General features: G+C 72.0%; 19 protein-coding genes. 4 read left to right on the top strand and 15 right to left on the bottom strand.

What is annotated here, in order from left to right; all coding sequences use genetic code 11:
* Positions 1 to 121: 121 nt before the first annotated feature.
* From WMF19_RS50385 to WMF19_RS50345, 9 genes are all read right to left on the bottom strand, one after another.
* Positions 122 to 1132, bottom strand: a complete 1011-nt coding sequence (locus WMF19_RS50385; RefSeq protein WP_437896897.1) for a UDP-glucuronic acid decarboxylase family protein — start codon at positions 1130 to 1132, stop codon at positions 122 to 124.
* Between the two features lie 69 nt (positions 1133 to 1201).
* The gene (locus tag WMF19_RS50380; protein ID WP_437896896.1) at positions 1202 to 2401 is read right to left on the bottom strand and encodes a CgeB family protein; all 1200 of its coding nucleotides are present in this window, start codon (positions 2399 to 2401) and stop codon (positions 1202 to 1204) included.
* Positions 2392 to 3582 carry a glycosyltransferase family 4 protein gene (locus WMF19_RS50375; RefSeq protein ID WP_437896895.1) on the bottom strand — a complete coding sequence of 397 codons (1191 nt, stop codon included), beginning with the start codon at positions 3580 to 3582 and terminating at the stop codon, positions 2392 to 2394. Before WMF19_RS50375 ends, WMF19_RS50380 begins: the two co-directional genes overlap by 10 nt.
* Positions 3569 to 4861 (bottom strand): TIGR04295 family B12-binding domain-containing radical SAM protein, encoded by a 1293-nt coding sequence (locus WMF19_RS50370; protein ID WP_437896894.1) that lies wholly within the window; start codon positions 4859 to 4861, stop codon positions 3569 to 3571. Before WMF19_RS50370 ends, WMF19_RS50375 begins: the two co-directional genes overlap by 14 nt.
* The gene (locus WMF19_RS50365; RefSeq protein ID WP_437896893.1) at positions 4858 to 5946 is read right to left on the bottom strand and encodes an SDR family NAD(P)-dependent oxidoreductase; all 1089 of its coding nucleotides are present in this window, start codon (positions 5944 to 5946) and stop codon (positions 4858 to 4860) included. The genes WMF19_RS50370 and WMF19_RS50365 overlap by 4 nt, the downstream gene beginning before the upstream one ends.
* Positions 5947 to 6842: 896 nt before the next feature.
* Entirely contained in the window at positions 6843 to 8201 is a 1359-nt protein-coding gene (locus tag WMF19_RS50360) for a hypothetical protein (RefSeq protein ID WP_437896892.1), read from the bottom strand.
* 281 nt (positions 8202 to 8482) lie between these two features.
* Entirely contained in the window at positions 8483 to 9541 is a 1059-nt protein-coding gene (locus WMF19_RS50355) for a hypothetical protein (RefSeq protein WP_437896891.1), read from the bottom strand.
* A gap of 97 nt (positions 9542 to 9638) precedes the next feature.
* Positions 9639 to 11960, bottom strand: a complete 2322-nt coding sequence (locus WMF19_RS50350; RefSeq protein ID WP_437901767.1) for a substrate-binding domain-containing protein — start codon at positions 11958 to 11960, stop codon at positions 9639 to 9641.
* A 124-nt stretch (positions 11961 to 12084) separates the two neighbouring features.
* Entirely contained in the window at positions 12085 to 14319 is a 2235-nt protein-coding gene (locus WMF19_RS50345; RefSeq protein ID WP_437896890.1) for a substrate-binding domain-containing protein, read from the bottom strand.
* A gap of 256 nt (positions 14320 to 14575) precedes the next feature.
* Between WMF19_RS50345 and WMF19_RS50340 the strand changes: the two genes are divergently transcribed.
* The 4 genes from WMF19_RS50340 to WMF19_RS50325 all read left to right on the top strand — a co-directional run bounded on the left by WMF19_RS50340 (position 14576) and on the right by WMF19_RS50325 (position 17756).
* Positions 14576 to 15787: a hypothetical protein gene (locus tag WMF19_RS50340; RefSeq protein WP_437896889.1), complete on the top strand. Its 1212-nt coding sequence runs from the start codon at positions 14576 to 14578 to the stop codon at positions 15785 to 15787.
* A 94-nt stretch (positions 15788 to 15881) separates the two neighbouring features.
* Positions 15882 to 17300, top strand: coding sequence for a helix-turn-helix domain-containing protein (locus tag WMF19_RS50335; RefSeq protein ID WP_437896888.1), 1419 nt, complete (start codon positions 15882 to 15884; stop codon positions 17298 to 17300).
* Entirely contained in the window at positions 17297 to 17449 is a 153-nt protein-coding gene (locus tag WMF19_RS50330; RefSeq protein WP_437896887.1) for a hypothetical protein, read from the top strand. Before WMF19_RS50335 ends, WMF19_RS50330 begins: the two co-directional genes overlap by 4 nt.
* Positions 17450 to 17528: 79 nt before the next feature.
* Positions 17529 to 17756 carry a hypothetical protein gene (locus tag WMF19_RS50325; protein ID WP_437896886.1) on the top strand — a complete coding sequence of 76 codons (228 nt, stop codon included), beginning with the start codon at positions 17529 to 17531 and terminating at the stop codon, positions 17754 to 17756.
* A 417-nt stretch (positions 17757 to 18173) separates the two neighbouring features.
* Here the strand turns inward: WMF19_RS50325 and WMF19_RS50320 are convergent, their stop codons facing one another.
* The 6 genes from WMF19_RS50320 to WMF19_RS50295 all read right to left on the bottom strand — a co-directional run bounded on the left by WMF19_RS50320 (position 18174) and on the right by WMF19_RS50295 (position 24657).
* A complete protein-coding gene (locus WMF19_RS50320; RefSeq protein WP_437896885.1) occupies positions 18174 to 19001 on the bottom strand; it encodes a hypothetical protein in 828 nt (275 codons plus the stop codon).
* A gap of 307 nt (positions 19002 to 19308) precedes the next feature.
* Positions 19309 to 19785: a hypothetical protein gene (locus WMF19_RS50315; RefSeq protein WP_437896884.1), complete on the bottom strand. Its 477-nt coding sequence runs from the start codon at positions 19783 to 19785 to the stop codon at positions 19309 to 19311.
* Between the two features lie 56 nt (positions 19786 to 19841).
* Complete coding sequence (locus WMF19_RS50310) at positions 19842 to 20597, bottom strand: hypothetical protein (RefSeq protein WP_437896883.1); 756 nt, start codon at positions 20595 to 20597, stop codon at positions 19842 to 19844.
* A 288-nt stretch (positions 20598 to 20885) separates the two neighbouring features.
* Positions 20886 to 21299 carry a hypothetical protein gene (locus WMF19_RS50305; protein WP_437896882.1) on the bottom strand — a complete coding sequence of 138 codons (414 nt, stop codon included), beginning with the start codon at positions 21297 to 21299 and terminating at the stop codon, positions 20886 to 20888.
* A gap of 147 nt (positions 21300 to 21446) precedes the next feature.
* Complete coding sequence (locus WMF19_RS50300) at positions 21447 to 22994, bottom strand: hypothetical protein (protein WP_437896881.1); 1548 nt, start codon at positions 22992 to 22994, stop codon at positions 21447 to 21449.
* A gap of 37 nt (positions 22995 to 23031) precedes the next feature.
* A complete protein-coding gene (locus WMF19_RS50295; RefSeq protein WP_437896880.1) occupies positions 23032 to 24657 on the bottom strand; it encodes a hypothetical protein in 1626 nt (541 codons plus the stop codon).
* Positions 24658 to 24756 lie beyond the last annotated feature (99 nt).

The raw sequence follows: 24756 nt of genomic DNA, 5'->3' as shown, positions 1-24756 counted from the left end.
TCAGCGGAATGCGCCGCATCGCAACCGATGCGGCCGAGGAGCACACGTGGCAATCGTGCGCTTCGAGGCGCCCGCTCCGCCCCCGACACCGCGGACACCGCAACCGCAGGGCGGCAATCCGTCAGCTCGCCATCGCCGGCTCCCCTCGCCGCGCGCATTCGTCCAGCCCCGCCAGCGCGCGGCGGAAGCTCTGGATCGTCGCGTAGAGCCCCTGCCGGAGCGGCACCCGCGGCTCGAACCCCAGCGCCCGCCGCGCCAGATCGATCGCCGGACGCCGCCGCATCGGATCACCCTCCGGCAGCGGGCGGAACGCGATCCGGCTCGCGCTCCCCGTGAGCCGCACGATCTCCTGCGCCAGCTCGAGCACCGTCACCTCCACAGGATTCCCCAGGTTGACGGGCCCCACCTCCGCCGGGTGCTCCATCAGCCGCAAACACCCCTCCACCAGGTCGTCGACGTGACAGAAGCTCCGCGCCTGCGACCCGCTGCCGTACACCGTCAGCTCCTCTCCCCGGAGCGCCTGGGCGATGAAATTGCTCACCGCGCGCCCGTCGTCGACCGCCATCCGCGGCCCGTACGTGTTGAAGATCCGCGCGATCCGCCCCGACGCACGCCCCTGACGGTGAAAGGCCATCACCAGCGCCTCCGCGCAGCGCTTGCCCTCGTCGTAACAGGCGCGCACGCCGACCGGATCCACCCGCCCGAGGTAGCTCTCCGGCTGCGGGTCGACGTCGGGATCGCCATACACATCGCTCGACGACGCCAGCAAGAGCCGCGCGCCGTGCCGCTCGGCGCACAGGAGCGCGTGCAGCGTGCCCATCACGTTCGTGAGCGTGGAGCGCACCGGATCGCCCCGCCAGCGCGCAGGGCTCGCCGGCGACGCCAGGTGGTAGACCCTGTCGACCTCGTAGTCGAACGGCAGGGCCACGTCGTGCTCGACAAGCCAGAAGCGGCTGCTGCGCATCAGGTGAGCCACGTTGGCCGGCGAGCCCGTCGAGAAATCGTCGAGCGCGATGACCTCGTGGCCGTCCACGAGCAGCCGCTCGCACAGGTGCGAGCCGATGAAGCCGGCGCCCCCCATCACCAGGACGCGCATGCCGCTCCCCACCGTCCTCCCGTTCGCGTCACCCATCGGAACACCTCCGTCGTCGCAACACCGCCCCTCGTGAACCGCCGAGACCGCCCTGCGCCGCGCAGCGCCTCACGCGAGCGGGCTCCGGCAGCGGCCCGGGTCGCAGCGGCGAACGCCGGACGCAGGGCCGCTCCGCTCCACGTCGTCGTCCGCCGCCTCGCCGAGCCGGTAACACGGCAGCAAGAGCAGCTCGTCGATCAGATCGAGGAGCGTGTCCACGCGGTGCGCGCACGTGTGGCGCGCGAGCACCGTCCGGCGCCCGTGCTCGGCGACGCCGCGCGCGAACTCCGGGTCCGAGAGGAGCGCGCGGAGGTGCTCCGTCATCTCCGCGCCCGTGCGCGCGACGAGGTAGTCCCGGCCAGGCGAGAAGAGGCGCTCGACGTCGGTCCACGGCGCGCTCACGAGCGGGATCCCGCACGCGAGCGCCTCGAACGGCCGGATCGTGGGGATGCCGGGGAGCCACGCGGCGTACGGCCGCCGCGGGACGTGCACCGTGATCCGGGCGCGCGCATAGGCGTCCGGGACGCGGTGGTTGGGGAGCCAGCCGGCGTACTCGATGCCAGCGTCCGCGAGCGCCGAGAGCGCGCGATCGGGGTAACGCACGCCGTGCACCCGCGCGCGGAGCCCGAGCGCTTTCACGGGCTCGACGAGGAACTCGTGGAGCTCCGCCGTCCGCTCGCCGTCCCCCCAGTTGCCGATCCACACGAGATCGCGCTCCTTCTCGACCCCGGGCAGCGGCCGGAACAGGCGCACGTCCGCGGCCTCGTGCCACACCACCGCGCGCCGCGCGACGCCGCGGCTCAGGTAGAGATCGCAAACGCTCTTTCCAAAGCCGAGCACGCAGTCGTACCCCGAGAGATCGCGCCGCACGATCGCGGCCGGATCGGTGATGAGCCCGTGGTGCGTGTCGTGAAAGAAAAGGCGATAACGATCCGTGCGCGCGCGGTGCTCGCCGAGCCGCCGCACGAGCTCCGGGTCGCTCCGCTCGTGGACGAGCACGACGTCGACCCCGGCGAGCGCCGCGTCGAGGTCCAGCGTGGAGAGCGCGTAACGGCGCGGGCGGAGGCGCGGATAGACGGCCGCGGCCTCGCGCAGCGCGTCCGGGCCGTACGCCGCGACGAGGCCCAGGGCGCTCCAGGCGTCCTCGGGCTCGAAGGCGAGGACGTCATGGCCGCGCGCGTCGAGCTCGGCCGCGATCCCGCGGAGGAAGTGCGCGTCCGCGTGGTCCCAGTCGGAGAGCAAGGAGTGGCAGAAGAGGGCTATTCGCATGGTGTCCCGCAGGGTGAAGGCGACGAAGGAGGGCGGACCCGCCGGGGGGCCGGCGGGCGGGCGGCGAGCGCGACGGCGTAGACATCGAGGTAGCGGCGGGCCATGGCGCGCGGGCTGAAGCGCACCGCGCGCCGGCGGGCGAGCGCGCCGAGCGCCTCGCGGCGCGCGGCGTCCCGGACGAGGTGGTCGAGCGCGGCGTGGAGCGCGCGCGCGTCGTCCGCGGGCACGTAGAGGGCGGCGTCGCGCCAGACCTCGCGCAGGCTGGGCAGATCGCCGAGCACGAGCGCGCAGCCGGAGAGGGCGGCCTCCAGCGTGGCCATGCCGAACGGCGCGTACCGCGCCGGGGAGGCGTAGATCGCGGCGCGCGACATCCACCACGCGAGCTCCGGCTCGTCCACCCACCCGAGGGAGCAGAGGCTCTCCCCGGCGCGGCGGCCGACGCCGCCCGGCGCGACGTCGCTCCCGGCCACGATCACGGGCCACGCGAGGTGGGGCGCGACCTTCTCGAGGGCGGCCAGGTTCTTGGCCTCGTCCCAGAGCCGGCCGGCCGCGAAGACGAACGGCTCCTTCGGCGCCGGCGCGAACCGCCTGCGGTCGCGCGCGTGCGGGATGACATGGCCGCGGCCCAGGCCGAGCGCGCCGTACTCGCCCGCGAGGGCGCTCAGCATCGCCGCGCTCGGCGCGACGACAGCGTCCGCGGCCCGGAGGCCCTCGGCGACCCGCGCGCGGTAGCGCTCGTAGCGGACCGGCGCCGGCAGGCGGTGCACCGCGCGCCACCACGACAGCACGCAGGAGTGCGCGACGACGACGCGAGGCGCCCGGAACGGCAGGGCCGCGTGGCAGTAGCCGTTCAGGTGGACGAGGTCCGGCCGCACCCGCTCCTCGAGGTCGAGCAGCCAGTCGCCGGCGGCCGCGACGTCGTCCCACGGGTCATCCATCCATTCGAGCCGATAGGCGCTCTCGACGAGCTCGAGGCCCGGTATCGCGGCGGCCGCCGCGCGCGCCGCGGGCGACAGCGGCCCGCCCATGATCGCGAGCACCGTGGCCACGCCGGCGCGAGAGAGCGCCAGCGCGAGCTCGATCGCGACCGTCCACACGCCGCCCTGCGTGTCGGCCGTCATCAGCACCCGGCCGGGCCGCGGCGCGGCGGCGCCCGGGGATCCGCGGTCAACGCGCGCCATGCTCGAGCTCCGTGAGCGGCAGCGGCCGGCTGTCCGGCAGATCCCCGAACGTCCGGTGCTCGGCGATATAATGGGCGTGCGCCCGCTCCCAGGCGCCGTCGTCCGGCGCCCCCCAGCGCCGGGTGTACGCGGGGGAGCCGGGGTACGGGAACGCAGGGACGGGCTCGTTGGCCCACACGCCGAGCCCGAGGAGGCGCTGCCGCCACGACGCCGCCTCGGCCGGGTCGCCGGAGCCCGCGTCGCTCAGGTTGGCCTGCACGAAGGGCACGCTCCGCCGGGCGTGGACGAGCAGCGCGGTGAGCTCCTCGGTCGACGCGCTGCACCGCCTGGCGAGCGTGTCCATCCCATCGATCGACGGGCGCTCGACGCTGGCCTCGATCGAGACGCAGCCCGCGCGGCCGAGGAGATCGAGCATCTCGCGCGACCAGCTGTCGATCCTGAGCTGGACGCCGAACACCACGTCCCGCGCCCAGAGCTCCTCGAGCAGGGCCCGGTCGGGCAGGAAGCGCTCGTCGATGAAATAGACGTGGCGCACGCCCTCGGCGAGGAGCGCGTCGAGCTCGTCGAGCACCGTCGCGAGCGGGCGCTTCCGGAGCCTGTCGCGCGCGCCGTCCCTGGCGCAGGAGGCGCAGCGGCAGGGGCTGCCGCGCGAGGTCTCCATCTCGGCGCTCGGCCCGTCGGGCACGGCGTCGAAGCGGTGGTGGTGGTGGACGTGCCGCGCGATCGTCGCGCCGTCCCACCGCAGGGCCGGCAGCGTCCTCAGGCAGGCGGCGTAGGGGCCCCCCTGCACGTGGTCGATGCCGTTCCTGCGGTAGGCGATCGACGGGATCTGCCAGAAGCGCGACTCTGTCGCGCCGGCGAGCATGACGAGGACCTCCTCGCACTCGCCGAGGACGATGACGTCCACGCCGAGCTTGCGGAGCGCCGCGCGCGGGGTCGCTGAGCCGTGAGGCCCGACGGCGACGAGGAGGCCGCCGTGGCCTCGCAGCGCGGCGACCGCCGCCATGGGCACGCGCAGCTCGGGCGGGGGGCTGCGCCACGAGAGGTAGCTCGGCGCCGTGGCGATCACCGTCATGTCGGGGCGGAGCGCCGCGACCTCGGCGCGCAGCGCGATGAGGTCGATCCCGCGCGCCTGGGCGTCGAGGAGCGCGGCCTCGTGGCCCGCGCGCTCGAGCAGCGCCCTGGCGTACCCGAGCTCGATCGGCAGGTGCGGCTCGCGGCAGCCGAGGTAGACGCTGCCGTGGAAGGTCCAGGGCGGGTTGACCAGCGCGACCTTCACGAGGCGGCCTCCAGCCGGTCCATCCGGACAGACGCGGGGATGTCCGCGTAGACGGCCCCGAGGCGCGCCTCGACGCCGAGGCGCCATTGATAGAGCGCGCGCAGCCCGTCGCGCAGGGCGACCCGCGGCGCCCAGCCGGTGAGCGCCTGGAAGGCGCGGCAGTCGGAGACGTAGTACCGCGGATCGCCCGCCCTCCACGCGGCGAGCGAGACGACCGGGCGGCGCCCGTCGAGCTCCGCGAGCAGATCGAGCAGCTCGACGAGGCTCACCGCCGTGTCCGGGCCGCCCCCGATGTTGAAGGCGCGGCCCGAGGCGGGCTTGAGCGCGCGCCGCGCGCGCAGGAGGGCGTCGACGAGGTCCTCGACGAACAGCGCGTCGCGGACCTGCAGCCCGTCGCCGTAGAGGGTGATCGGGTCGCGGCGGATGGCGCGCGCGACGAAGTGGGCGATCCACCCCTGGTCCTCGTTGCCGAACTGCGGGGGTCCGTAGACGCAGCTCACCCGGAGCACCGCGGCGTGGAGGCCGAAGGTGCGGGCGTAATCGAGGACGTACTGGTCGGCGGCGCCCCGCGAGCACCCGTAGGGGCCCCGGAGATCGAGCGGCTGGCTCTCGGAGATGCCGTGCTCGCGCGCGCTCTCGCACAGGGGTCGATACCGCTCCTCGCCGCGCTCGACCGGCAGATCGGGCAGCGCGCCGTAGACCTTGCTGGTGGAGGCGAAGAGGAGCGGCGCAGGGCGGTCGAGCTTCCGGAGCGCCTCGAGCACGTTCAGCGTGCCGCGCGCGTTCACCTCGAAGTCGAGCGCCGGGTCCGCGACGCTCCTCGCGATGGCGACCTGCGCGGCGAGGTGGAAGACGAACGAGGCGCGCCGCACGGCGTCGCTCACGGCCTGCTCGTCCCGGACGTCGCACACCCGGACCTCCACGCCGGCGCCGTGACGCCCCTTGAGGCGCTCGACGTTGCGCTCGACGAACCCGCGCGAGAGGTTGTCGAGGACGAGGACCGGCTCCCCCTTTCGGAGCAGCTCGTCGGCCAGGTGAGAGCCGATGAACCCGGCTCCCCCCGTGATCAGGACATGGTCAGGCATAGGATGCTCCGTTCCGGTCTGGACGAGCAGCGGGCGAGCGGGTGAGCGGGCGATGAGAGAGAGCGCCTCGCGGGCGGACGGCGCACGACGGCGCAGCGCGACAGGCAGACCGAACGCCCGCCCGCCGCGCGGGGTCCCCCCGGCTCTGCGCCTCGCTGCGCGGGAGTCGCTGAGGAGACACCGATTAACATGCGAGCTGGAGAGCCGCAATCGATCGAAGGAGCTTTGTCTGACGATCGATATCGCGACTTCCGCGGCTCCTGGAGAGGGTACGGCGCCGCCGGATGGCAGCGGAGACTCGATGTGTCGCAAAGGGGGTTTGTGGCGAGGAGCGCCCCTCGGACAGGCGATGAGAGCGGGCGGGGACGGGGGGGAGAAGGGAGGAGCGCGCTCGGCGCGGGGCGGAAACGGAGGGGGACCTCGGCGTTGACCAGGCCCGTTCAGTCGCGCTCGGTGCCCAAAGCCCGAGCCCCGGCATTGCTCGCCAACGCGGTCGTGAACGTGGTCGTGGTCGTGAACGTGGTCGTGGTCGTGAACGTGGTCGTGGTCGTGGTCGTCAACGGCTAGGTCGTGAACGTGAACGTCACCCGGAAGTCACGGCTCTCATTCGTTGACCAAGGTTTCGGCAGAACGTTTACGTCCACGTCGTGTCGTCGACGACCACGACCACGACCACGACCACGACCACGTTCACGTCCACGACCACGTTCACGTCCACGACCACGTTCACGCCGACGTTGGCGAGGGATGGTTGGAAACGGGGGTCAGGCTTCGTGCCCCGAGCGCGACCGAACGAGCTTGGCCAAGCTCGATGAGCGAAAAAGGTGATGCGGCGAGAGCGCGGGGTGCGCGGCTTGCAGGGCGGAGGGCTGCGCGGGAGCGAGCCCTCGTGAGGCTCAGCTCGCGGTCGGCTGGCCCGTCAGGCGCAGGTAGATGTACGCGAGCCCGATCGCGACCACCGGCCCGGCCACGAGCGTGCCGAGGCAGCAGGCGAGCACGCCCGCAAGCACGAGCGCGCAGGCGAGCAGTCCATAGACGAAGATGCCGCCCTTGTGGCCGGTCGTGATTCGCCAGCTCTCCTTCATGGCGTCGATGGCGCCCAGGTTCTTATCGACGATGACGAGCGTGGTCATGCTCAGGCCGAGCCCGAGGATGACGCCGGGGACGATCAAGAGGAGCGTACCGACGCCGACAGCGAGGCCGGTCAAGAGCTGGGCGCCCAGGATGGACAGGAACCACCGCCCGCCGCCAAGGACGTCGCTGAACGAGTACGGCTCGCCGCGCGCGACCTTCAGGAGGAGGTTGTTCATGCCCCCGGCGAAGTAGGCGCCGACAACGAGCGCGACGCCCTGCATCAGGAACTGGATGGCCGCCCCCGCGGAGGGCGCGTCCCTCGCGAGCGCCGCCTGGATGCCTCCGCCAATGCCGTTGGGGACGCTCGACGCGAGCCCGACGACCACGATGGCGCCGATGAGGACAGCGGGGTCGCGCTTCAGGCGCTCCCAGCCGAAGGACGCCGCATCTCCCGCTCCCCACGACGCCGGGCCGCCCATGCCCGGGGGTGAGCCGTAGCCCGCGCCGCCGCCCGGGGGCTGGTAGGGGTTGGCCCCACCCCAGCCGGCGCCGCCGCCCGGAGGCGGGCCGTAGCCGCCGCCGCCACCGCCCGGAGGCGGGCCGTAACCGCCGCCTCCCGGAGGCTGGCCCCAGCCGCCACCACCGCCCGGGGGCGGGCCGTAGCCGCCTCCTCCCGGAGGCTGGCCCCAGCCGCCGCCGCCCGGAGGCTGCCCCGGCGGCTGGCCGTAGCTGCCGCCCGGAGGCTGCCCCGGCGGCTGGCCGTAACCGCCGCCCGGAGGCTGCCCCGGCGGCTGGCCGTAGCTGCCGCCCGGAGGCTGGCCCGGCGGCTGGCCGTAGCCGCCGCCCGGAGGCTGCCCCGGCGGCTGGCCGTAGCTGCCGCCCGGAGGCTGCCCCGGCGGCTGGCCGTAACCGCCGCCCGGAGGCTGCCCCGGCGGCTGGCCGTAACCGCCGCCCGGAGGCTGGCCGTAGCTACCGCCCGGCGGCTGGCCGTAACCGCCGCCCGGAGGCTGCCCCGGAGGCTGGCCGTAACCACCGCCCGGGGGCTGACCGGGGCCAGCGCCCCCGGGTGGCTGTCCGTAGCCGCCGCCCGGAGGCGGACCGTAGCCACCCCCCGGCGGTTGCCCGTAACCACCACCGCCCTGACCGCCCCCTGATCCCCCGCCCCAGCCACCTTGGCTCATCTTGTCTCCACTGGGTGTGAATACCGACTACCCCCAACCAACTACCCCCCACTATACGTGGAGGGCGCCGGCACGGAACAACTAACTTCCGCCGCACGGCGGCGCGGTGCGCGCCCGCACCGCGCCGCCGCACGCCACGCAGAAGTGCGACGACCGAATGCCGCGCGCGCTCCGCGATTGCTGCGCTGTCCGCAATCGCGGAGCGCGCGCGGCATTCGGCGATCAACAGCGATTGAGCGCTCGATGTCCATTGCTGGACGCGGCGGCGAAACACGCTCCGATCACCGCGGTGGCGGGCCGCTCAGGCACAGCCCGGCGATGCTGCTCGTGAACGACGTCCCATCCTCGCGCCGGACCTCGACGGAGTTGCCCGTGAGCGGCGACGAGAACACCCCCTGAACGACGCCTGCCCCCTGCTTCGCCGTCACGGAGCGGCCGACGAGGGATCCGGGCGACACGGCCTCGATCGGAGCTCCCGGCGCGATCGCCTGCTCCTCGGGCAGCTCGTCGCGCCGGAACCCGCCGAACCGCACCGCCGCGCCGCCGTCCTTTCCTTGCACGCTCTTTCCGATGCACCGCCCGAGCGGCGTGCCGACGACCGCGTACGTCACGGCGGCGTCCACCGGCAGCCGCCTCGATTCGCCCACCAGGGTGACGGTGACGCCGAGGGCGAACGAGGCGACAGGAACCGCGAGCGCGGTCGCCACGACGACCGCGGCGGCGCCGGACGTCGCCCTGCCGAACGCGGCGAGCTCGGCGCTCACGGCCTGCTCGAACGACCGCAGGATCACGACCTGGCGCGCGCGCACCCGCTCGAGGACGGCCGCGGCGACCAGGTTGTCGGCGGCGCAGAAGCCGCACCGCGCGATCGCGCCGTCGCCCGCGCCGAGCGGCGCGCCGCACACGTGGCACGCCGCCGGCTCGCCCGGGGCCGCCGGTGGGCGCGCGGCGCACGCCTCCTCGAGCCGCCGCTGCTTGCTGCGCATGACCGCGAGCACGGCCGCGCCGGTCCCGACGGTGCCGAGCCACGCCGCCGCCGCCATGCCGCCGGTGATGAGGTTCCCCTCCGTGTCGGGGCTGACCCAGACCCCCAGCACGATGAGCGCGCCGAGCAGGGTGATGGGCACCGACGCGAGCGCGAACACGACGAGCAGCCGCGCGTGCCGCTGCGACGCCGTGATCAGCCTCCGCCGCAGCGCCTCCGAGAGCTGGCGGCGGCGCACGTCGGTCTGGAAGACCGCGTGCGCCGCGGCGCGCAGGCCCTGCGCCGCCTCCGCAGGCAGCGGGCCGCGGTAGTGGCAGGCCGCGCAGGCCATGAGATCCGGGCTGGCCAGGGACACAGGCGCTGGTCGCCCGCAGCGCGGGCAATGCACGGCGAGCACGGACCGATTCTACGCCAGCCGCGTCTCGGCAGGTCAAGGCGCCTCGCCGCGCGGCTCACGGCGCCCCCCGCCTCGCCTTGCGCGCGCGCCGCCCCGCCGGCGCGAGCTCGCTGAGCGCGGCCGACAGCGAGGAGAACGTGCCCAGGACGCCGAGGTCGACGCCGACGAGGCTCATCGCGATCTCGGGGCGCACGCCGACCAGATAGACCCGCGCCCCGAGCAGCGCGGACGCGCGGCTGGTCATGCCCACCGTGTCGGCGACCCGGGCATCCACGAACGGCACGCCCGTGAGATCGAGCAGCACGGAAGATGCCCTGTGCCGGCTCACCCCCTCAGACACCTTCTCGAGCACCTGCCTGGCGCGGCCGCCGTCGATCATCCCGATCAGCGGCACGAGCAGCACGCCGGGCAGGAGCGGGATGAGCGGACAGCCCAGCTCGCGCACCGTCTCCGAGAGCGCGCGCTCGATCTCGTACGCCTTCTGCAGGTCGGAGTGCTGCGACGACAGCGACTCCAGCAGCGCGTCGCGCTCCAGGGCCGCACCGAGCAGCGTCCCCCAGATCGCGACCGTCCCCTCGTCTCCGGCCATGGCGACGAGGGTCGGGCCGACGAGCACCAGGATCCCCCAGTCGCGCCGGGCAGAGCGTATCGGCAAGAGCAGCACCATGTGCGTGCCGTCCTCCGCCGACGGCGGCAGCATCGCCGCCGGCAGAAACGCCTCCGGCCGACAGCGGCGGCCGATCGGCGGGGTCGGGCTGCCGTCGCGGCTGTAGGCGCCGGCGACGACGAGGCGCGCGCGCGCCTGCGGATCATCCCACAGCGCGAGGCAGCCCCAGACCACCGTGGTCGTCTCGAGCCACGAGAGCGACCGGGACGCCTGCTGGGTGCCGCCGAGCAGGGCAAAGCTCACATCGTAATTGGTCCTCGCGAGCACCCCGAGCTGGCGGACATACTGACTCTCGGCCTCGAGCCGGGCCCGCGCGATCGCGAGGCGCACGAGCTCCAGGAACGCCTCCACCCGCCGCCTCGCCGTGTCGTCCAGGGACGCCCCGCGCCGCTCGTGAAACTGGCCCAGCAGGCGGATCGCCGCCAGCAACGTCCCCACATCCATCGTGATGTCGACCGCCTGCCGGCAGGCGCCCCCGAGCTCGGCCGCCGAAGGCAGCGCGGCGCCCCGAAGCGCCGCGAAATAGCCGTCGATCAACGACGTGACCGCCGGCCATACCTCGGTCGGCGGGAGGTCGGGCGGGAGCGGCTGGGGCAGGAGCAGGAGCTCGACCATCTGCCGGGCCAGGACGCCGCCGGCGTCCTCCTCGGGCGCCGCGTCCTCCTTGTCGAGGAACTCCTGGATGGTGTTGCACCCGCACGAGCTCCGCACGGCGAGCGTGTTGGCCGTGCGCACGCCCTCGGCCGGGAAGGCCTCGCCGGCGATCATCGACGCGAGGAGATCGCACGCGGCGCTCCCCATCATCTCGAACCGCTGGCGCACCGTGGTCAGCGGCGGATCGGCGCTCTCCGCGTCCGCGATGTCGTCGAAGCCGATGATCGCGAGATCCTCGGGGATGCGGACGCCCGCCGCCTTCAGCAGGGGCATCGTCCCGAGCGCGTTCTTGTCGGTCGCGAAGACCGCCGCCGTGCACCCGGGCAGCCGCGCGAGGAGCGCCGGCGCGGCGCTCTGGCCGCCGCTGTACCAGTTGTTGTCGCTCCGGATGACCAGATCGGGGTCGAAGGCGATGCCCGCCTCGGCGAGCGTGTCCTTGTAGGACGCGAAGCGCTCGCGCACGTCGTATGCATCGAAGTAGCCGACGAACGCGATGCGCCGGTGCCCGTGCTCGATCAGGTGGCGCACCGCGCTCCGCATCCCGCCGTGGTTGTCCGGGATCACGGCTGGACAGGCGACATCGAGGGCGCGCGTGCCGACGGTGATGAACGGGACCCCGCCGCGCGCGAGCGCCTCGAGGCCATGCAGCTCGATCAGGACGATCCACCCATCCACCTGCTCCCCTGCGAGCGACGGCGCGTGGACCTCGAACGGCGTACCGCGCATCACCAGCGTGCGAAACCCGCGCTGCTGGGCCGAGTCATGGATGCCCAGCAGGACAGGGTTCCAGAACGAGCCGTCGAGAAAGGGGGAGATCACCCCGAGGGTGCGAGGGCGGGCCGCGGCGCCGGCTGCCGGGACATGGAGCGGCGGGGCGTCGGTGCGGCGCGCCGGGGGAAGAGAAGAGCGGCGCGCCGGAGGGAAAGAAGAGCGGCGCGCCGGAGGGAAAGAAGAGCCGGTGCCGCGCCCCGAGCCCGCCGCCTGCCCCGGAGCGCCGGAAAGCTCGCCCCACTGCTCCGGCACCACGATGCCGCTGTCGCGGCGCCCCTGATCCATCCTCGCGCTCCCTCCCGCCCTGCTCGCCCACGTCCGGCCGAGCCTCTCCACTTCCGTGGCGAGCGCCATCCTTAATCGATTTCGAGCGGGATGTGAGGAAAGCGACAGTGCCCTGGCGCGCCCCTCACCTCGCCCTGGGCGCGCCCCCGGCCGCCGGCGTGAGCTCGAGGAGCGCCGTCGCGAGCGAGGAGAACGTGGCCAGCTCGCCGAGGTCGACGTCGATGAGGCTCTCGGCGATCTCGGGGCGCACGCCGACCAGGTAGACCCGCGCGCCGAGCAGGGCAGCCGCGCGGCTGGTCATGCCCAGGAAATGGGCGACCTGGATGTCCACGAACGGAACGCCCGTGAGGTCGAGCAGCACGGACAGCGCCTCGTGCCGGCTCACCCCCTCGGCCACCTTCTCGAGCACCTGCTGGGCGCGGCCGTTGTCGAGCATCCCGATCAGCGGCACGAGCAGCACGCCGGAGAGGAGCGGGATGATCGGGCAGCCCAGCTCCCGCACCGTCTGCGACAGCGCGCGCTCGCTCGCGAACGCCTGCTGCAGGTCGGCGTGCCGCGCCGACAGCGACTCCAGCAGCGCGTCGCGCTCGAGGGCCGCACCGAGCAGCGTCCCCCAGATCGCGACCGTGCCCTCGTCCCCGGTCATCGCGACGACCGCCGGGCCGATCAGCACGAGGATCCCCCAGTCGCGCTCCACGGAGCGTATCGGCAGGAGCAGCACCATGTACGTGCCGTCCACGGCCGAGGGCGGCAGCATCTCCGCCGGCGGGAACGCCTCCAGCCGATGGCGGCTCCCGTTCGCGGGGACCGGGCTGCCGTCGCGGCTGTAGGCGCCCGCGACGACGAGGCCCGTGCGCTCCGCCGGGTCGTTCCACAGCGCGAGGCAACCCCAGACCATCGTGGTCGTCTCGAGCCACGAGAGCGACCGGTACTCCTGCTGGGTGCCGCCGAGCAGGGCGAAGCTCACATCGTAATTGGTCCTCGCGAGCACCCCGAGCTGGTGGACGGAGTGGGTCTCGGCGTCGAGCCGCGCCCGCGCGCTCGCGAGGCGCGCGAGCTCCACGAAGTCCTGCACCCGCCGCCTGGCCGCGGCGTCCAGGGACATGCGGCGCCGCTCCGGGAGCTGGTCCATCAGGCGGGCCGTCGACAGCAGCGCCCCCAGATCGGGCGTGATGGCGACGGCCTGGCGATAGGCTCGCTCGAGCTCGGCGGCCGGGGCGGGCGCGGTGCCCCGGAGCGCCGCGAAATACATGTCGACCACCCGCGTGACCGCCGGCCAGACCGCGGCCGGCGGGGTATCCGGCGGGAGCGGGCGCGGCAGGAGCAGCTGCTCGACCATCTGTCGGGCCAGGGTGTCGGCGGCGTCCTCCCGGGAGGCCGCGTCCTCCGTGTCGAGGAAGTTCTGGACCACATTGCAACCACACGAGCTCCGCAGGACGAGCGCGTTGGCGGTGCGCACGCCCTCGGGCGGGAAGGGCTCGCCGGCGATCATCGACGCGAGCAGCTCGCACGCCGCGCTCCCCATCATCTCGAACCGCTGGCGCACCGTGGTCAGCGGCGGGTCGGTGCTCTGCGCTTCCACGACGTCGTCGAAGCCGATGATCGCGAAATCCTCGGGGACACGGACGCCCGCCGCCTTCAGCTCCGACATCGTCCCGAGCGCGTTCTTGTCCGTCCCGAAGACGGCCGCCGTGCACGCGGGCAGCTGCGCGAGGAGCGCCGGCGCCGCGGCCCGGCCTCCGCTGTACATGTTGTTGTCGCACGGGATGACCAGATCGGGGTCGAAGGGGAGCCCGGCCTCGGCGAGCGTGCTGATGTAGGCGTCGCGGCGCTCGCGCACGTCGTACGCGGCGAAGTTGCCGACGAACGCGATGCGCCGGTGCCCGTGCTCGATCAGGTGGAGCACCGCGTTCCGGATGCCGCCGTGGTTGTCCGGGAGCACCGCAGGACAGCGGAGGTCGACGGGGCGGGCGCCGAGCGTGATGAACGGGACCCCCGCGCGCTCGAGCGCCTCGAGACCGCCGAACTCGACGACGACGATCCACCCGTCGACCTGCTCTCTGCCGAGCGAGGGCGCCAGGACCTCGGACGGCGTGCCGCGCAGGACCAGCGTGCGGATCCCGCGCCGCTGGGCCGACTCATGGATGCCGAGCAGGATAGGGCCCCAGAACGCGCCGGAGAGAAACGGGGCGACGACCCCGAGGGTAGGAGGGCGAGCCGCCGGGTGCGCGCTCTCGGACCGGCGCGCATCAGGACCGGAGACGCCGGCGTTTTCCCTGGCCTTCCACCGCGCGGCGCCAGGCAGCTCGCCCCACTGCTCCGGCAACGGTACTGCACTGCCCTGGCGACCCTGACCCATTCCCGACGGCCTCCTGCTCCACAACCTGACCGCCCTCCCCACGACCGCTGAGGACCGGCTACATCGTATACGCTGCGCCGCCGGCCCGGGCGAGAAGTCTTGCGTTCTGCCGTGGAATCCGGAGCGTGACGTCGGACTGCCGACATGGCGGCCCCACACGCTGCGTGCGTGTCGACGCGCTTCGACGCGTCTCGACGCGTCTCCACCACCGACGCGCCGCCGGTGCGGGCGAGCTGGTCGGTGGTATCGTCGAGCAATGCAATACCGCGACGAACGAGACGCGCTGCGGGGGCGTGTGGACAGCCTCGAGGAGCAGCTCGCGGCGGCCAGGAAGGAGCTGGAGGAGAACCGCGACGGCGATCGGGCGGCGCGCGTCGAGCAGATCGAGCGCCAGATGGCGGAGGCCCGCCGCGTGCTCGACCAGCTCGGCCGGGAGCTCGACGCGGTGCGCGGCCAGCCGAAGCGGTCGTCGGCGGTGCCGCTCCTTGTGACGATGGCGGGCGTGGGGCTCTGCGCGATGGTCGCGAGCTTTCTGCTGGCGCGGTCCGGGCGCGAGACGATGGCGATCGTCCAGCAGCAGGCGGTGCCCCCGCCTCCCCTTCCCCTCCCGGAGCAGCCTCCCCTCCCCGAGCCGCCGGCGCCTGTCCCCGAGCCAGCGCAGGCGCCGCCGGAGCCGGCCGCGCCGGCGAGCGAGGCGCCGTCGCGGACCGCGAACGCGACCTGGAGGGCGACCGTCACGCGCGCCACGGGGCTCCCCCTCGCGGCCGGCGCGGCGTGCACCGTCGAGGCGGAGCTCGCGAGCTCGGGCAGCGACATCCGCGTGCCGGCGCTCCGGGTCCTCTGCGGCGGCAAGCCGATCTACCGGTCGAGCGATCCGCTGAACGGCATGTCGATGTTCAGCGCCGGCGTGGAGGAGGACTCCGGCGCTGCGCCTGGCACGGTTGCTTATGCCCTCTCGTACCAGGACAAGGGCTCGCGCGCCGGGGAGCGGGCCGAGGTCTCGCTCGACAGCATCCGCAAGGCCGGCGCCGTCTGGCGCGACTCGGTGCCCGCGTACCGCGTCGAGTTCACGCTGGCTTACCAGAGCCTGCCCGTCGCGGGGGAGCCGCTCCTCGACGCGACCCGGAGAGCGCTGCGCCGGTCCGCGCGCGTGACCGAGTCCACGGGACCGAGCCCGGTGAAGGCGGGCGCGAGGTGCGCGCTGCTCGTCTCGCCGCTCCCGCGAGGCGGCAAGTGCCTCACGCGCCTCGCGTGCGCCGGCCGCATGCTCTACGGCGCGGGCACGACCGGCGTCTCGGAGTGCACGGTGGAGGGCGACAAGGTCGTCCGCGTCCACGACGGGAACACGACCCCGAACGGCGGCGACCCGGCGTTCGAGCTCGACGCCGCGACAGGGCGCGTCACCGTCAAGGACGAGGCGGGCGGCGCCGCGTGGACGGTCGGCGTGCAGCTCGATCCGGGCGGGTAGAGCATGTCGCTGCGCAGTACAGGCTCTCCGCGCTCTCCGGGGCCCCGGCAGCGAATCTCCCTCAGGTGGGATCGTGGTGCCCACCGAGCACCAGGTGAGCTACATTTCTCGCATGAACGCGGTGACCCGAGCGCTCCTCGCCGCCAGGGACGCGATGCGGCTCGACCAGAACAATTTCGCCGCGCTCCTCGATATCGACGTGGCCGAGGTACAGGCGTGGGAGGCGGGGACGCGCAACGCGCGATCGAGCGCCCTCATCCGCTGCGCGCGCGCTCTCGCGCTCACGGTCGAGGAGGTGCTCGACGGCGAGATCGGTCGCGCGTCCGTACCCAGCCTGTTCTTGAGGGCGACCGAGCACGAGGGAAAGCTCAGCGATTTGCTGGAGCTCTCCCCGGACCTGGCGCTGTTCGTCGAAGTGGCCCGAGCCCTCGATCGCCTTCAGCGCGGCGCGCTCACGCCTGTTCCGCCGCTGCCGGTGCCGCCCGCGGACGCGCGGTGGGGCGTTGACAAAGCGCCCTACCGCGCCGACGAGCTGGCTACCTGGCTGCGGTCGCAGCTGGGCATCACCACGGCGGCCATCCCCTCGATGCGCGCCATCTATGAGCGCCTGGGCATCGGTATCGTATGGGCGCGGCAGGCGGAGATGTCCCCCTCCGTGGACGGAGCCTCTTTGCGCTCGCCCCGGCCCACGGTGCTCGTCCATCTGGTCGAGGGCCCGGCGTGCTGGTGGCGCACGCGGATGACGCTGGCGCACGAGCTTTGCCACCTTCTCTGCGACCTCACCGACGAGCGCCACAACCTGGCGCTCATCAGCCCGGCGAGCACCGGCGACGCAGAGGCGGCGCCGGGCAGCCGGGCGGCGGGTGCGCGCACGTTTCACCTGTTCAGCGATTTCGCCTGGATCGAACAACGCGCGAGCGCGTTCGCCTCGCACTTCCTCGTGCCGGACCACGCGCTCCGCGCCACGCTCTCCGGGCGCGATCCCGTAGCAGAGGACGCGGTCACCACGGTGTGCACGGCCTTCGGTGTCGGGCGCATCACGGCCGTGTCGCGCATCAAGCACGTGTTCGGGCTCAGCGAGGATCTCCGGCTCCAGATGCTGCGCAGACCTCACGAAGAGCGGCACGCCAGCACGCACCCCGACCTGGCACCTCCGCGCTGTGGCCTTCGCTCAGGGGTCCTTCTCGACGAGGTCGCCGCCGCCCTCGCGCAGGACCGCATCGACCGGGTGGAGGCGCACCGCGTGCTCGGCCTCGCCCTCCACGAGCCGCTGCCTGAGCACCCTGAGCTCTCTGCATCGCAGCGTCTCCCGCTGCGCTCGGTGGGCGATAGCGTGCGCGATATCGCTCGCGTGGCGCTCGCGCGCGCCGGGGCCGCCGGCCTGAGCCCGGGGGAGGTTCGCCGCGGTGACGCCGGCTGGTGCGTGGCTATCGTCGACGCCACGGGGCGCGCCGTGCGGGAGGAGGTCCTCTCCTTCTATCTCGATGCCGAGCGCGCCAAGATCTCGGCATGAGCGCGAACGCGTCGAACATCGCCGCCCAGCGCTGGCACCGCCTTCAGAAGGCGCCCGGCTCGTGCGTGGCCGCGTGCCGCGCCATCGTCAACGCCTGGCGCGGCGGTGAAGGCGAAGAGCAGGGGGGGTTACCCTTCGCTCGGTGGTGAGCCGCTCGACGCCTCGGTCCCGGAGAGCTTCGATGCGCTCGTGGCCCGTGTGAATCGCGGAGAGGTTGCAATCGTGACCGTGAGCGGGGCGCGCTGGATGGATCTGGCAAGAGATCGGAAGCTGCGCTCGCCCTACGGCGATCTCGGCGATGGCTTGCACGCCGTCGTGATCATCGCCGCAAGCGACAAATTCTTCGGTGTTCTCGACCCGTACTTTCCGACGAAGGACCAGCCCGTGCGGGTGTCGCGCGACGACTTCGCCACCGCGTGGAGCGGCGAGGTGGATTTCTGTGGCCCTGAAGGCTGAGCGCGCGCGGGTCGACCGCGCGCGCCCGTCGAGCGCCGCGGAGCTCACCGGTAGCTCGCCGGCCGATGATGACCACATCGCCAGGCCATGGCTCCGGTCAGCGTCGCCTGACCGGGAGCACGCGGCCCCTAGCTCTCCGCGCGGCGTGCAGGGGCGGCCGAGGCGGCAACCCTGCACAGATTGGAGGGACCACAGCTCGGCCGAGGCGGAAACCTTGTACAAACTGAAGGCAGCCAGGGTCGGCCGAGGCGGAAACCTTGTACAAACTGAAGGCAGCCAGGGTCGGCCGAGGCGGAAACCTTGTACAAACTGAAGGCGCCAGGGTCGGCCGAGCCCCCGACCCCCACCCTGCAAGCGCTGCCGCGGCGGCCACGAGCCAGCGCGATCGGCGCCGCCGGCTCCGTTCGAACGGGGCGGCTACTGCGGCACGTCCGGGACCGGCGCGTCGAGCTCGATCTCGGGCAGCGCCTCCTCGTCCTCCTCGTCCGCGGCCGGCGCGCCCTTGCCGCTCTTGCCGGCCGCCCGCCGGGCGGCGGCCTGGCGCAAGCGGTCCAGCGGGGCCAGCGCGGCGCGCGCCGACTGGACCGTCTCCGGCCTCTCGCGATCGACGCCGGCGACGACCTGAAGCAGGTAATCGCCGATCGCGCTCACGAGCTCCCGGAGCGGCTCACGGAGGGCCGCCACGTCCGCCGGTGTCTCGTGCGCCTTCGTGATCCCCAGGACCTCGCCATAGGCCTCATGGGCGGCGCGCACCTCGGCCAAGAACTCAGGACCCGCGATGGCGACAAGGTCCTTGCCGAGCGCGTCGTCCTCGGCGATCCGGCCGAGGAGGGCGTTGCTCTCGGCCCACTCGAGATCCATCGAGAGCTTGAGGAACTCGAGGCCTTCCGGGAACAGGATCTGCGAGATCTCCTTGGCTCGCTCGGCCCTCGGGTGCGCCGGTTCCGGCAAGAGCGCGCAGGCGTCGACGCGCATCTTCAGGGCGGCCCAGGCGGTATCGATGCGGTAGTCCGCCTTGGCCTTGCTCGCGGGCTTCGGGGCGCCGGCCGCGCGCCGCTTCTGGTCCCACGCCTTGTTCATGGCGAGCGTCGCCTTGCGCACGACGCGCGCGGTGCGCTTCATTCCGTCGGTCGCGTCCTTCGGCAGCGCCGAGAGGAGCGCGATCGCGAGCGCGACGGCTTGCCGGACATCGAGCTTCGGAGGACGCAGATATAGAGTCGGATCGAAGGGGATGGACTTTGCCATGGTGAATACCTCCCTTGACTGTCATCCACATCATGGGCAGGCGGGCGGAGTCAAGGGATTTTCTCGAAGGCTCGTTCCTTCCCTGGTTCCCTGGTTCCCTGGGCGCTCCGGAGAGGGTCGCATCAGCAGGCGCACGACGACGAACCAGCGCGTCCGGTGGGACCGGCGCGCTGGTGGAGGCGCGTCAGCCGGTGGGCTGAGGAGCGACGCGCCGGCTCTCGACGCGCCTGCCGGCGGCCCCGCTCCAATCTGTCGCATAACCATGGATAGGCGGCGCTTTTCAGGAGGCCATCGATGCCATGTGAGCTCACATCGACGTGTGCGCCTCGTCCTCGTCTGAGGGGCCTTCCCATTGGTCCCAACCTTCTTCCGGTTCCGGCAACCCGAACGCTCTTAAGTAGTCCCGCCCGGCCTGCACTAGCGGCGCTGGGGCGTGACCAGAGAAGTCCCACGTCTCGATCAGCTTGCGCACCCTTCGCGCAGACTCCTCTGTTCGTTGGATGTCGCCCTTTGCGTCCTGGAAATTTCCATTCTTGACTGCCTCAATAATGGCCAAGTAACCATCGAGGAGTTGCATGGCGTGTTCCTGGGTCACCGCCGCGGAACCGCCGGCGGCTATCCGAGCGAGGAGGCGTGGCGCCGCGAGGATGGACATCAGACCCATGACGCGACCTAACGAAGATAGCCCCTCCAGAGCCTTCTCTTTAGCCGACGCATAGCGCTCTTCGTCGAGCCGAGCCGCAGCGAGCACTTCTTGACGCCGCCTCTCCAGATCTTCGCTCATTGTGCCTCCACCTGAAATCCTGTCTGAAACGGCATGAGGTTCGCCGGAGCTCGTCACTAAGGGTACGGGAGGCAGAACGTCCCTATGAAGTGGTTCCCAAGCGGAGATATTCCGCCTGCGCCTACGGCTACGATATTTGGCGTTCTCGTTCCGTCCTCTGTGCACACATAAGAACACCATGCCTTGATGGCGATGTTCTGCAGTAGCGTGTTCACAAAGTCTGGACAGGTAGAGCACTTTGCCGTGCCGCAGTCGTCGACGTAGCAGGAGTGCGCCACGTTTGGTATATAATTTAGCGAACACTTGGTCCAATATTCGCAGCCGTGCGTGCGCTTGCACTCAAACTTCGGGCCGTTGACGGCGGATACCATCGACGAATCAATGTTCTCCGAAAACCAAGTGTCAGCTAATTCCGCTGCCGCGGGGCCGTACTGCTCGATGAGGCTCATGAGGGTCGCGTCGTCGAGCGTGGACGGATCAAGGTTCAGCGAATCGAGCGTGCCTGCCAAAGCACATGAGAGATGGCCGGCCTTGGCCTGGGCGAGCGCGAGCTCATGCGGATCGAGCTGGGTATACACCTGCTCGCCGATGTCCTCCTCGCTTTGAGAAGGCTGATCCGTGGCGATGTCATTTGTGTCACTTCTTCCGTCTTGTGAATTGTTATCTGCGCTGCTTGCGTCATCCTGCACACTGTCATTCTTTCGTGCGCCGATTGTAATGGTGCAAGCTGGTACCATGATGAAGGCCAGAAGACCCCAAGCGCCAATTGCGGCAACAGTCGAAAGAGGTCGTTTTGTGATGGCAATTTTCATGGCCAACATGGAAGGCGTGGAGGTTGCTGCTGTCAAGCCGCCCGTGGAGAACGCCGCACCGCGCCCTGGACACTCCGGAGGGCTGGGGCGGAGCCTCGCTAGCTCTCGCGATGCTACGGGCGGATTTCACCTACCGGGCACTTGCCTCTGCGCGCGTGGGCACGAGCACGATTCAACGGCACGACGACGCGCGTTCGACGGGCTCAGGGAAAGATTTCCACGCTCGTGGATCCTTGGTCGTGAACAGGCAGGTCCCAATAACCGCCTCGTGCACGGCGATCTCAGGTCTCATCGAGGATCGCCGCCCGTGGGGTCCGTGGATTGACCGCCCGTGAGGATCGGTCCTGCCGCTTCGTCTGATCCATCCCACGTATCCCAGATTTCGTTTCGCGGGTCGGGGAAGCCGAGGCCAGCGAGGAAGCGCCGTGACTCCTCCGCGATCTCGGGCGGAACGTCGAGGGACGGTGTCCATTCGCTGAAGAGCTCGCGAAGCCTCACGGCATGTACCCATGACATCGTCTTTTTAGGTTGCGGCCCAGGCTCTCTCGTATCGTGTTCCCGTGCAATCGGCAGATAGGCGTCCAGATGATGGAGGACGTGCTCGCGGGTCGGCGCGCCTGTCGCTTTCGCCCTGAGTTTAGGGAAAGCACAGAATGACGCGATCTCCATCAGGCACATGAGGTGCATCACGAAGTTCTTCATGGCAGCTTGCCCGGAGGGGTCCGACTCGTCGCTGCTCCTATGCGCGTCCATTTCCCATCCAAATACTCGAACGAAATCTGAAACCCACGCAAAGCGGTCCCTCCTGCTCCCTTCCAGGCAGGCGGAGGCGAGCATCGAGGATTCCAGCTACTCGGGGAACCGCAGCGTCTTGGCGACGGTGCCTTCCTCGCCCGAGATCTCCTTGCCGGACCAATCCCAGCTGACGCCGCCCTTGCCCGGCGGTCCGAGATCGTAGGTGACGCCCTCCACCGTGAGTTGGTCCTCGTCGAGGTACGCGATGCCGATCGAGTCTCCGCCCCGCCCCGGGCCGCCGTAGCCGCCGGGGCCGCCGTCGCCCCCGTTGCCGCCCGCACAGGACCAGGTGCCATCCCCCAAGGCGCCCCCCGGCGCGCCTCGGCCGCCCAGGCCGCCGTCCTGGGGCTTGCCCCCAGCACCCCCCGGGCCGGCGGAACGCGTGATGATCTCGCTGTCGCGCACCGTCACCTTCGCATGGAGCGCGAGGATGCCGATGCTCGGGTGCCCGTTCTCGCCTCCGCGACCGCCCCTGCCGCCGCAGCCGCCGGCGCCTCCGGAGCCACCGCCGGCGCCTCCCTTGCTGGCCAGGCCGCACACGCTGAGCCCGCCCCTCCGCCCGCCCCCTCCGCCGCCGCCCTGACCCGGCATACCCCAGCCGCCATCGCCGGCTTTATCGCCGTGCCACCCCGTCTCGTCGATCCGCCCGATTCCCCGGCCTGCAACGCCGACGGCGCCCCAAGGACCGTAGATCCCATAGGACCCGCTGCTGCAGTGGGTGCCGGGCACGTCCCCGCGTCCTCCCCCTCCGTACTCCGTGGACGTCGGCGCCCCGTCGTCCCCGTCCTCGGCGCCGTCGGAGAGCCCGTCGCCCCCCTTGCCGCCGGTGCTCGGGAGCCCGCCGTCGCACGGGTTCAGCACCGCCGCGCCGCCGGGGACCGTGTCGACGGAGCACGCATCCCCGCCGTACAAGCCGTGCCGTCCGTCGGATGCCTGATCCAGTCCGGGCAACTCCTCACCCTCATGGCCCGCCCATCCCTCGGAAGCTTTCATGATGCCTCGGAGGAACTCGACCGTCGTGCCGGACTTCACGAGCACGGCGATCGGGCCGTGCGCGGCCACCCTGAAGTCGACGATCCTCGATACGCCGTCCGCTGCGCCCGTGTCCTCGGGGCCCGCCGGCTCGACGGTCAGGAGGAGGCTAAAGTCGGTTGGGGTCTGCAGCACCGACCGAATGCGGTCGCCGTCGAGTCGGGGGATCATGCGTTCCCACGTCCGGCAATCGAACCCGCCTATGAGATCCACGCCGGAGGGCAGCGTGAGGGGGTCGAAATAAGCTTCGTGGCACGCGAACACGCGCCCCCGTCCCTTTCGCGCCAGCTCGACGGCGCGCTGGAGCGTCCGCACCGGCTTGTCCTTCGTGCCGGGGTTCGCGTCGTCTCCGCCGCCGAAGACACCGCCGGCGAACACCCCGCAGCCATCGTCCAGCACATCGGCGGCCAGGTGCTCGAGACAGACTGACTCCGCCGGCGGCTCGTCGAGACACGCCGTGCCATCGTCGCACGACGCTGGGCCCGGGTCGAGCGGGCCCGGCGTGGTCCCGCAGCCGATGACCGAGAGCGGAAGGGCGAAGGCGAGATGGACGGGGAACGTCGGCTTCATGGTGCTCCTCCACGCGACGCCGCGCGCACACGGCCCATCAACGGGGCGGCTCGGGGTTGGACACGTCGAATTGACGCCAGGGCATGTTGTCGCCATCGGCGCCCTTGCCCGCGTCGTCATCGGGCGCTGCGTTGCCGGCGACTCCGCCGTCGCCGCCCGCTCCCCATTCTACCGTGGCGTACGGCCCGAACTCTACGCGGGCAGCGACGGACGCGACGCCGTACGAGGGGCCCCCGAGACCGCCGCCGGCATCGCCGCCGCGGCCTCCATTGCCACCGCGGCCTCCGGGGCATGCGCTCCAACGCACGCCGGTGGCTGTCGCGAAACCGAGCCCACCTTGCCCGCCCAGTCGACCGACGCCGCCCGGTTGGCCCGTTCCGCCCACGCCACCGCGGCCGCCGTTGCCTGTCTCTACCCTCGTCGCCTCGAGGGTGAGCGCGCTCCCCTGCAACGCGACGACACCGATGCTTGCCCCGCCATAGCCGCCGGCCTTGCCTCCCAGGCCGCCACAGCCGCCGCTCCCGCCCGAGCCGCCGGCCGCGCCGGCCTGCGCGCTGCCTGCGCGACACGCGACCATGTCGCCTCGCCCTTTGCTGCCGCCGCCGCCGCCCCCACCTTGGCCGAGGCCCCCTCGTGTCCCGTCCTGGCCCCGAACACCGACCCAGCCTTCTCGCTCGGTGAGCTGGCCTGGACCAGCGGCGCCGGCAGCGCGGCCCCCATCGGTGCCTTCGGCGCCGTCTTTCCCCACCGTACACGGCTCGCTGCCCGCGCCGAGCCCTTCGCGGCCCTTGCCCTCCGGATTTTCCGCCGGCTTCGGCTGCCCCGGCGCACCGTCGCCCCCCGATTCGAGCCCGCCGTCGCCGCCGTAGCCTCCCGTGGACTCGATGCCGTCATCGCACGCGGTCGCGACCGGAAGGGCGCCCGTCTCGGAGTCGGCCGAGCAGGCGTCCGCGCCGTCGTTCCCCAGCTCTCCGTCCTTTGCCCGCTCGCTGTCCGCGTCCTCCCCTGGCTCCCCATCCTTGCCGTTGCCCGCGACGATCGCGCTGTCCCGCACGACCGCGCCGGCCCCCGGGCTCAAGATCATCGCGATGGACGACTTGCCGTCGCTCGCCGAGGCGTCCGCCGCGACGACGTGCACGCCGACGATCGTCGATGTCGTGTTGTCGCCCGCGAGGACCCGCACCGGGATCCCCGCTGGCGGAGCGATCGTGGTCGGCTCGTCGGGCCCGCCGAACGACCACGCGTAGGACCAGTCGCCGCCGTCACCACAGCGACGGCCGCCCCAGAGGTCGAGCCCGGAAGGCAGCGCGATCTTCTCCTCGAACGTCTCGCCGCAAGCGTACACGCGCCGGGTCGGCGTCTCGCCGTCGCGTCGCCCGTACGCGGCGAGCCCGATTGCGTGTTGCAAGGTCCTCACCGGCGCGCCCTTCGTGCCAGGGCTCCCGTCGTCGCCTGACGACGCGCTGACGAACACCCCGCACTCGTCCAGGGCCGGCGCGGTGCCGGGCGCTCCCTCGCACGGATCGGGCGGAGGCTCCGGATCCGGGGCGCACGCCAGCGCTTCCCAGCAAGCGTCGGAGTAACCGCACCCTATCAGCGTGCTCGCGCCGCACATGCAGAGCGCGAGCGCGACGACGGACTTCGCAACGCTCCGGCCTTTCATCGAACGCACCGCCTCGGCTCCCGATGTCCTCACCCCATCCCCACGATCCTCACGCCGGTCGCAACGAGTGAGCCGTGGATCCGATCCTGAGCCGGCGTG

Origin of the sequence: Sorangium sp. So ce124, assembly GCF_051525235.1 — a bacterium.
In the GTDB taxonomy this organism is placed as follows: Bacteria; Myxococcota_A; Polyangia; order Polyangiales; family Polyangiaceae; genus Sorangium; species Sorangium atrum.
This window is presented reverse-complemented; position numbering and strand designations above follow the sequence as displayed.